The 673-nt window shown below is 31.5% G+C and carries 1 protein-coding gene; it reads left to right on the top strand.

Features of this window, described 5'->3' with window-relative positions:
• Positions 1 to 566 (top strand): undecaprenyl-diphosphatase (locus AC1DTM_RS30325; protein ID WP_477001687.1); only part of this gene is annotated, 566 nt, incomplete at its 5' end.
• Between the last annotated feature and the right edge of the window lie 107 nt (positions 567 to 673).

Genomic DNA, 673 nt, shown 5'->3' with positions numbered 1-673 from the left:
TTGCTGGATCATCMAAGCTATTAGATACGCTAATGATTGCTATTACAAATAGTGCTGCATATGTAGCTATTCTATTTATGCTTATCCTATGGTTCAATAATGGAAAGAAAGAAAATGCAATCCGAAAACAATATACGGTGTTATACACGACACTTTCAGTTAGTATTGCATTATTAGTAAATGTTCTTATACATGCGGTATATTATCATCCGCGTCCTTTTATTACACATCATGTCAATCAATTAGTACCGCATGCAGCAGATTCATCATTTGTAAGTGATCATTCTGTACTTGTATTTTCGATTGCTTTCGTATTTATTCTAAGAGGAGAAAAACTTAAATATATCGCGCTTATATGGGCAATATTAGTCGGTGTATCACGCATGTACGTAGGTGTTCATTATCCTCTAGATATACTTGGGGCTGCGTTCTTAACATTTATTACAAGTGGATTAGTAATACAAAGCACACGTATACTTGAACCGTTAGCTAGTTTAATTTTCAAAATGTATGCACTAGTAGCAAAACGAGTTCCTTTTTTAGCGAAATATAATCATATAGCTTAATCGTAAGAACCTACAAAAAGTAGGTTCTTTTTATTTGAATATTCTTAAATTTCACTTACCGTATTTTATATTAAAAAATACAAAATAAATAAAAGACAAACAGCAAC

Source organism: Bacillus sp. P4_D3 (assembly GCF_056401855.1).
Note: the sequence above shows the minus strand (reverse complement) of the source record. Positions and strands in the feature narration are given on the sequence as shown.